This is a genomic window from Streptomyces sp. NPDC002845 (assembly GCF_053591955.1).
Window position 1 is genome coordinate 111599 of record NZ_JBSFUU010000027.1, and the last position, 6645, is coordinate 118243.

At 69.4% G+C, this 6645-nt stretch carries 8 protein-coding genes; 6 read left to right on the forward strand and 2 right to left on the reverse strand.

Annotated features, from left to right (window positions below; translation table 11 throughout):
• Positions 1–3: 3 nt before the first annotated feature.
• From ACWD3C_RS21260 to ACWD3C_RS21285, 6 genes are all read left to right on the forward strand, one after another.
• Positions 4–1041, forward strand: coding sequence for a carbohydrate ABC transporter permease (locus tag ACWD3C_RS21260; RefSeq protein WP_451146065.1), 1038 nt, complete (start codon positions 4–6; stop codon positions 1039–1041).
• Positions 1038–1952: a carbohydrate ABC transporter permease gene (locus ACWD3C_RS21265; protein ID WP_451146067.1), complete on the forward strand. Its 915-nt coding sequence runs from the start codon at positions 1038–1040 to the stop codon at positions 1950–1952. The genes ACWD3C_RS21260 and ACWD3C_RS21265 overlap by 4 nt, the downstream gene beginning before the upstream one ends.
• A gap of 185 nt (positions 1953–2137) precedes the next feature.
• Entirely contained in the window at positions 2138–3574 is a 1437-nt protein-coding gene (locus tag ACWD3C_RS21270) for a GH1 family beta-glucosidase (protein ID WP_451146069.1), read from the forward strand.
• Between the two features lie 161 nt (positions 3575–3735).
• Positions 3736–4317: a PspA/IM30 family protein gene (locus ACWD3C_RS21275; protein WP_451146071.1), complete on the forward strand. Its 582-nt coding sequence runs from the start codon at positions 3736–3738 to the stop codon at positions 4315–4317.
• Between the two features lie 207 nt (positions 4318–4524).
• A complete protein-coding gene (locus ACWD3C_RS21280; protein ID WP_451146073.1) occupies positions 4525–5208 on the forward strand; it encodes a superoxide dismutase family protein in 684 nt (227 codons plus the stop codon).
• Positions 5193–5837, forward strand: coding sequence for a copper resistance CopC family protein (locus ACWD3C_RS21285; RefSeq protein ID WP_451146075.1), 645 nt, complete (start codon positions 5193–5195; stop codon positions 5835–5837). The genes ACWD3C_RS21280 and ACWD3C_RS21285 overlap by 16 nt, the downstream gene beginning before the upstream one ends.
• A gap of 23 nt (positions 5838–5860) precedes the next feature.
• On the opposite strand, the gene ACWD3C_RS21290 is transcribed toward ACWD3C_RS21285, so the two are convergent.
• Positions 5861–6280: a PIN domain-containing protein gene (locus ACWD3C_RS21290; protein WP_451146077.1), complete on the reverse strand. Its 420-nt coding sequence runs from the start codon at positions 6278–6280 to the stop codon at positions 5861–5863.
• Positions 6277–6486, reverse strand: a complete 210-nt coding sequence (locus tag ACWD3C_RS21295; RefSeq protein ID WP_451146079.1) for a type II toxin-antitoxin system VapB family antitoxin — start codon at positions 6484–6486, stop codon at positions 6277–6279. The genes ACWD3C_RS21290 and ACWD3C_RS21295 overlap by 4 nt, the downstream gene beginning before the upstream one ends.
• Positions 6487–6645 lie beyond the last annotated feature (159 nt).

Here is a 6645-nt window from a genome sequence, read left to right on the forward strand (position 1 = left end):
GGTATGGCCACCCGGCACGACACCGCCGCGCCCCCCGCGAAGGGGGGCGCGGCCCCGGGCCGTCCTCCGGCCGACGCGGTACCTGAGGAGGCGGCGAAGAAGCGGGCCCGGCTCTCCCGCCGCTGGCAGCGGGACATGCGCTGGAGCCCGTACGCCTTCGTCACGCCGTTCTTCCTGCTCTTCGCGGCCTTCGGTCTGTTCCCGCTGCTCTACACCGCCTGGGCCTCGCTGCACACGGTGGAGCTGACCGCGCCCACCGACATGGAGTGGGCGGGCCTGCACAACTACACCCGTATCTTCGACGACGACTTCTACTGGAACGCGGCATCGAACACCCTGATCATCGGGATCATCTCCACGGTCCCGCAGTTGCTGATGGCGATGGGCATCGCCCACATCCTCAACTACAGGCTGCGCGCCTCGACCTTCTACCGGGTCATGATGCTGGCGCCGTACGCCACGTCGATCGCCGCCGCGACCCTCGTCTTCGTCCTGCTGTTCGGCCGTGACTACGGCATGATCAACTGGGCGCTCAACTTCGTCGGCATCGACAGCATCGACTGGCAGAACGACACGTGGGCCTCCAAGATCGCCGTGTCGACGATCGTCATCTGGCGCTGGACCGGCTACAACGCGCTGATCTACCTGGCCGCGATGCAGGCGATCCCCCAGGACCTGTACGAGTCTGCGGCCCTCGACGGAGCCAGCCGCTGGCAGCAGTTCATCCATGTCACGCTGCCGTCGCTGCGCCCGACGATCCTGTTCACCGTCGTCGTCTCGACCATCGGCGCCTCCCAGCTCTTCGGTGAGCCGCTGCTGTTCGACGCGAACAAGGGCACGTCCGGCGGCCCCGAGCACCAGTTCCAGACGCTCGGCCTGTACATGTACGAGCAGGGCTGGATCAACCACCACCTGGGCCGGGCCTCCGCGATCGCCTGGACGATGTTCCTGATCCTCATCGTGATCGGAATCGTCAACTACGTCATCTCGCGCCGGCTGACCTCCAGTGGTTCACCGGCAGTCAAGGAGAACCGGCCGTGACGACGACCCTGACGAAACCCGACTCGGACGCCCCCGAGGAGTCCCGGCGGGCGCGGCGGGCGCGCGGACTCAAGGCGGCCCGCGCGGGCGGGACGATGCACGCGGGACCCATCGCGTACGTCATCCTCGCCCTGTTCACCATCGGCTCGCTGTTCCCGCTGGTGTGGACGGCGATCGCCGCCTCGCGCACCAACCAGCGGCTGGCCGAGACACCGCCGCCGTTCTGGTTCGGCTCGAACCTGTTGGACAACCTGGACTACGCCTGGAACGACGCCAACCTCGGCGAGGCGTTCATCAACACGACGTTCGTGGCGGGCGTTTCGGCGGCGAGCATCGTGTTCCTGTCGACGATCGCCGGTTTCGCCTTCGCCAAGCTGCGCTTCAAGGGCCGTAACGCCATGATGCTCCTCGTCATCGGCACGATGATGGTGCCGCCGCAGCTCCAGGTGATCCCGCTGTACATGATGGTCGCCAAGCTCGACTGGACCGACCAGCTCCAGGCGGTGATCCTGCCGACGCTGGTGAGCGCGTTCGGCGTCTTCTTCATGCGGCAGTACCTGCTGCAGGCCCTGCCCGACGAGCTGATCGAGGCCGCCCGCGTGGACGGCGCGAGCAGCTGGCGTGTGGTGTGGCACGTGGTGTTCCCGGCCGCGCGCCCGGCGATGGCCGTGCTCGGCATGCTGATGTTCGTCCAGACCTGGAACGACTTCCTCTGGCCGTTCCTCGTCCTCACCCAGTCCGGCAACCCGACCGTCCAGGTCGCGGTCGCGGGCCTGGGCCGTGGCTACACCCCCGAACAGCCCCTGATCATGGCGGGCGCGCTGCTCGGCACGCTGCCGCTGCTGCTGGTCTTCGCGATCTTCGGCAAGCAGATCGTGGGCGGCATCATGCAAGGGGCGGTCAAGGGCTGAACTCCGGTTCGCCCCGGCGTTCTTCAGCGTTCTTCAGCGTTCTTCAGTTTCCTTCCATGTTCTTCCGTGTTCTTCCGTGTTCTTCGGAGGCCGGGTCACCGCTGCCCCGGCTCCGTCTCCCCTCCCCCCCATCCCTCCACCCGTCGGTCTTCACGACCACCTACGGCCTCTATGGGAGCGCTTCCATGCCTGAACCCGTGAACCCGGTGACCCCGGTGACCTTTCCCCCCGCCTTCCTCTGGGGCGCGGCGACCTCCGCGTACCAGATCGAAGGTGCGGTGCGGGAGGACGGCCGTACGCCTTCGATCTGGGACACCTTCAGCCATACTCCGGGCAAGACGGCCGGTGGCGAGACCGGTGACATCGCTGTCGACCACTACCACCGCTACCGCGACGACGTGGCGCTGATGGCCGACCTCGGCCTCAACGCGTACCGCTTCTCCGTCTCCTGGTCCCGCGTCCAGCCCACCGGCCGCGGCCCGGCCATCCAGAAGGGCCTGGACTTCTACCGCCGCCTGGTGGACGAGCTGCTCGCCAAGGGCATCAAGCCGGCCGTCACCCTCTACCACTGGGACCTCCCCCAGGAGCTGGAGGACGCGGGCGGCTGGCCCGAGCGCGAGACCGCCCACCGCTTCGCCGAGTACGCCCGCATCATGGGCGAGGCGCTGGGCGACCGCGTCGAGCAGTGGATCACGCTCAACGAACCGTGGTGCAGCGCCTTCCTGGGCTACGGCTCCGGGGTCCACGCGCCGGGCCGTACGGACCCGGTGGCGTCCCTGCGGGCGGCGCACCACCTCAACCTGGCCCACGGGCTGGGCACTTCGGCCCTGCGTTCGGTCATGCCCGCCCGCAACGCGGTGGCGGTGAGCCTCAACTCGTCGGTGGTGCGGGCGGTTTCCGAGGACCCCGCGGACGTGGCGGCGGTCCGGAAGATCGACGACCTGGCGAACGGAGTGTTCCACGGGCCGATGCTGCACGGGGCCTACCCGGAGTCGTTGCTCGCGGCGACCTCGTCGCTGACGGACTGGTCGTACGTCCTGGACGGGGACCTGGCGACGATCAACCAGCCGCTGGACGCGCTGGGATTGAACTACTACACGCCGACCCTGGTCGGGGCGGCGGAGGAGCAGCTGAGCGGTCCGCGCCCGGACGGCCACGGCGCGAGCGACCACTCCCCCTGGCCGGGCGCGGACGACGTGGCGTTCCACCAGACGCCGGGCGAGCGTACGGAGATGGGCTGGACCATCGACCCGACGGGCCTGCACGAGCTGATCATGCGCTACACGCGGGAGGCACCGGGTCTGCCGCTGTACGTCACGGAGAACGGCGCCGCGTACGACGACAAGCCGGACGCCGACGGCCGCGTCCACGACCCGGAGCGCATCGCCTACCTCCACGGCCACCTGCGCGCGGTCCGCCGCGCCATCGCCGAGGGGGCCGACGTCCGCGGCTACTACCTCTGGTCCCTGCTCGACAACTTCGAGTGGGCGTACGGCTACGAGAAGCGGTTCGGGGCGGTGTACGTCGACTACGCGACGCTCACCCGTACGCCGAAGTCGAGCGCCCAGTGGTACGGGCGGGCGGCACGGACGGGTGCGTTGCCGCCGCTTGAGGGCGTGTAGCAGGGGGTTCGGGGGAACCGGCGGGGGACGGGGCGCGGCACGGGGAGGGGGGTGCCGCGCCCTGGCGCGCCTGGCTGTAGGTCCGTGGATTCAGCGGACTCACAGGGACGGCTCAGGTGGTGCGCAGATGCCTCTCAGTGAGGGGGCGTCTGATCGGAGTCATGGAATTCATCGCGCTGGTCACGCTGACGCTGATCATCGGCGGAGCGGTGGTGCTCGCCGTCCGGCGGAAGTCGGGCGATCCTCCGCCTCCTGTCCTTCACTCCCCGGCCCCAGGAGAGCAGCCGTACGACGGCGAAGCCCGCGGCTGGGTGGAGCGGCTCGGCAGCAGCCTGTCCGCGCTGGACGCGGGTGACGAGAAGGCCGCCCGCCAGGCACTGACGGACGCCGAGGAGCGCCTCCGTACGGCCCGGTCCCAGCTCACCACCGCTTCCGCTTCCGCCGACCCGGCCCGGTACGTGGCGGCCAAGCAGACCGCTATCGAGGGCCTGCACTGCGTCCGCGCCGCCCGCATCGCCCTGTTCCTCCACCCGGGCCCGCCCCTGCCCGACCTGGGCACCGGCGCGGTCACGGCCCGGGACGGCCGGGTGACGGTCGCGGGTGAGACGTACACGGTCTCGAACCGACCGGGGGCGGCGACCCCGCACTACTACCCGGGCGGGGTTGTCAACGGTCGTAAGGTGCCCGGGGGTTGGTACAGCCTGCGCTGGTGGACGGGTGCCCTGGTCGTCGGGGCGGTGTGAGGCGGGGGACGGACCCTCGAACCACTCGAATCAACTGTCGCTTCGTGACTGCCGTTTGGGCCGTTTGGGCTGTTTGGAAAATCCCGGGAACTTTTCGGTGCACGCGAACGACAACCTGGACACGGTGGTTCGTCCGCGCCCCGGTACGACCGGGAGCGGGTCCCTCGGCCACCGGCCGAACGTCCCCGCACGAAGACGGAGTGTCCAGTGTTCAAGTCCCCCCAGCAGCGGACCGGCCGGCCCACAACGGCGATAACCTCTCTCGCCGTCGCGGTGCTGAGCGCCTTCGCCCTCACCGCCTGCGGCGAGAGCGAGAGCGATACGGCCTCGGGCGACGCGAAGAACGACTCCGCCGAGGCGTCGGCGTCCGCCTCGGCTTCGGATGCGTCCTCGAAGGACGGCGACGGGACGGCCATGGACGAGATGGAGGGCATGGAGGGCATGGAGGGCATGGAGGGCATGGAGATGGGTGATCCCGACGCCACGCCCGCCGACGAGATCAAGGGTGCCGATCTGAAGGAGGGCACGTTCACCGTGCTCGACACCGCTCCCCCGGGCTCCGACGGCGTCAAGGGCACCGCGTGGCTCGCCCAGCACGACGACGGCACGACCGTCACGGTGATGCTCACCGGCCTCGAACCCGGCACCGACTACATCTCCCACCTGCACGAGCAGACGTGCGCGAAGGACAACGGGGGCGACCACTTCCAGTTCGAGAAGGGCGGCGCGGCCACCCCGCCGAACGAGGTGCACCTGGCCTTCACCTCCGACGAGGACGGCACGGGCATGATGACGGTGAACAACGCCGGCAAGGTGGGCGACGGAGCCAGGGCGCTCGTCGTGCACCCGGCCGCCGCGATGGACAACAAGCTCGCATGCGCCGACTTCTGATCCTCCTGCTGGTGTGCGTGGGAGCCCTCACCACTCCCACGCCCGCCGCCGCGCACACCACCCTGATCAGCGGCTCCCCCGGCCCCGGTGAGTCCGTCACCCCAGGTCTGGAGGTGATGGCGCTCACGTTCGGCCCACTGCTGGAGCCCAGGGCCGACGCGGTCCGCATCACGGGCCCGGACGGCGCGGCGGTGGCGTCCGGTGCCCCGGTCGTGGCGGACGGCGGCGGCAACGACACGCTGTGCCTGTCGGTGGAGGCGCTGAAGGACCCGGGAACGTACACCGTGAGCTACTCGGTGACCAGCACGGACGGTGACCCGTTGGAGAGCGCGTTCCAGTTCGCGGTGGACGGGTCGGCCGAGGGCGCGGTCACTCCACCGCAGTGCGCCGACCGTAGCCTTCCGGCCCCTGGCACCGCCTCGGAAGCGTCGGACGTGAGGGAGGCACAGGCCCAGGAACAGGAGGGGCAGGACCTGGCGCAGGGCGCGGACACCGGTTCGGGGCTGTCCGGCACCCAGTGGGCGCTCGTGGCCGCCGGGGCGGGAGTGGCGGTCCTCGCCGCGGTGATCCTTCTGGCGACGGGGCCTCGGAGCGGGGGCCGGGGCCGGGCGGACCGGAACGGAAGCTGACTTCGGTACGGGACCTGGCTCGGTCAGACGCTGCCCGGGGGTACGAGCCACTGGGTCGGCTGCCCGGTGACCGACGCGATGGTCTCGAAGTCGTTGTCGTAGTGCAGCGTGGTCAGCCCCTGGAGTTCCGCGGTCGCGGCAACGAGCAGGTCCACCGCGCCCGCGGAACGGTGCCTGCCCTTCTCCGTGAGTTCCCGTTGCACGTCCCATGCGCGCGTCACTGCCCGGTCGTCCAGCGGTGTCCAGCCGAACAACGCGTCCAGGTCCTGGACCAGCTCCGCTCGGTCGTCGGCGTTTCTGGCGCTGTAGAGGAACTCGACCTCGGTCAGGGGGCAGCGGGCGATCAAGCCCTCTTCCAGTGGCTTCTCCCAGCGGGCGCGGGCCGGTCCCTTCAGGATCCGGACCAGAGCGCTGGTGTCGATGAGGTAGGCGGCCGTACTCATCGACGGTAGTTCTCCTTGTCCAGCAACATGTCGAAATCCCCCGCGTCCGCCCGTGCCGCGAGCCGGGCCAACGCGAGCGCGCGCTTCTTACGCTCGACACCTTCCCTGAGCGCGGCATTGACAGTGTCCTTCTTGGTCTTGGTCCCGAAAGCTATGGCGGCCTCGGCCAGCAGTTGCTCGTCGATGTCGATCAGCGTCTTGGTCATGAGAACCTCCTGGATATCCGCATCTAGGTCGAGTATATCCAGCGGGAGCAGTCAGTGACGTTTTTCAGCGAAATGATCTGCGCGAAGCGGTGTGAAACAGACCATGCGTGGGTGGGTCGGGCGAACTGGGCCCGGCTGCGAACAGACGTAAAGCCCCTG

Bases quoted from the DNA above. Each gene is read 5' to 3' on its own strand.
- ACWD3C_RS21260 (WP_451146065.1), top strand. From the start codon at position 4: ATGGCCACCCGGCACGACACCGCCGCGCCCCCCGCGAAGGGGGGCGCG.
- ACWD3C_RS21270 (WP_451146069.1), top strand. From the start codon at position 2,138: ATGCCTGAACCCGTGAACCCGGTGACCCCGGTGACCTTTCCCCCCGCC.
- ACWD3C_RS21275 (WP_451146071.1), top strand. From the start codon at position 3,736: ATGGAATTCATCGCGCTGGTCACGCTGACGCTGATCATCGGCGGAGCG.
- ACWD3C_RS21285 (WP_451146075.1), top strand. From the start codon at position 5,193: ATGCGCCGACTTCTGATCCTCCTGCTGGTGTGCGTGGGAGCCCTCACC.
- ACWD3C_RS21290 (WP_451146077.1), bottom strand. From the start codon at position 6,280: ATGAGTACGGCCGCCTACCTCATCGACACCAGCGCTCTGGTCCGGATC.
- ACWD3C_RS21295 (WP_451146079.1), bottom strand. From the start codon at position 6,486: ATGACCAAGACGCTGATCGACATCGACGAGCAACTGCTGGCCGAGGCC.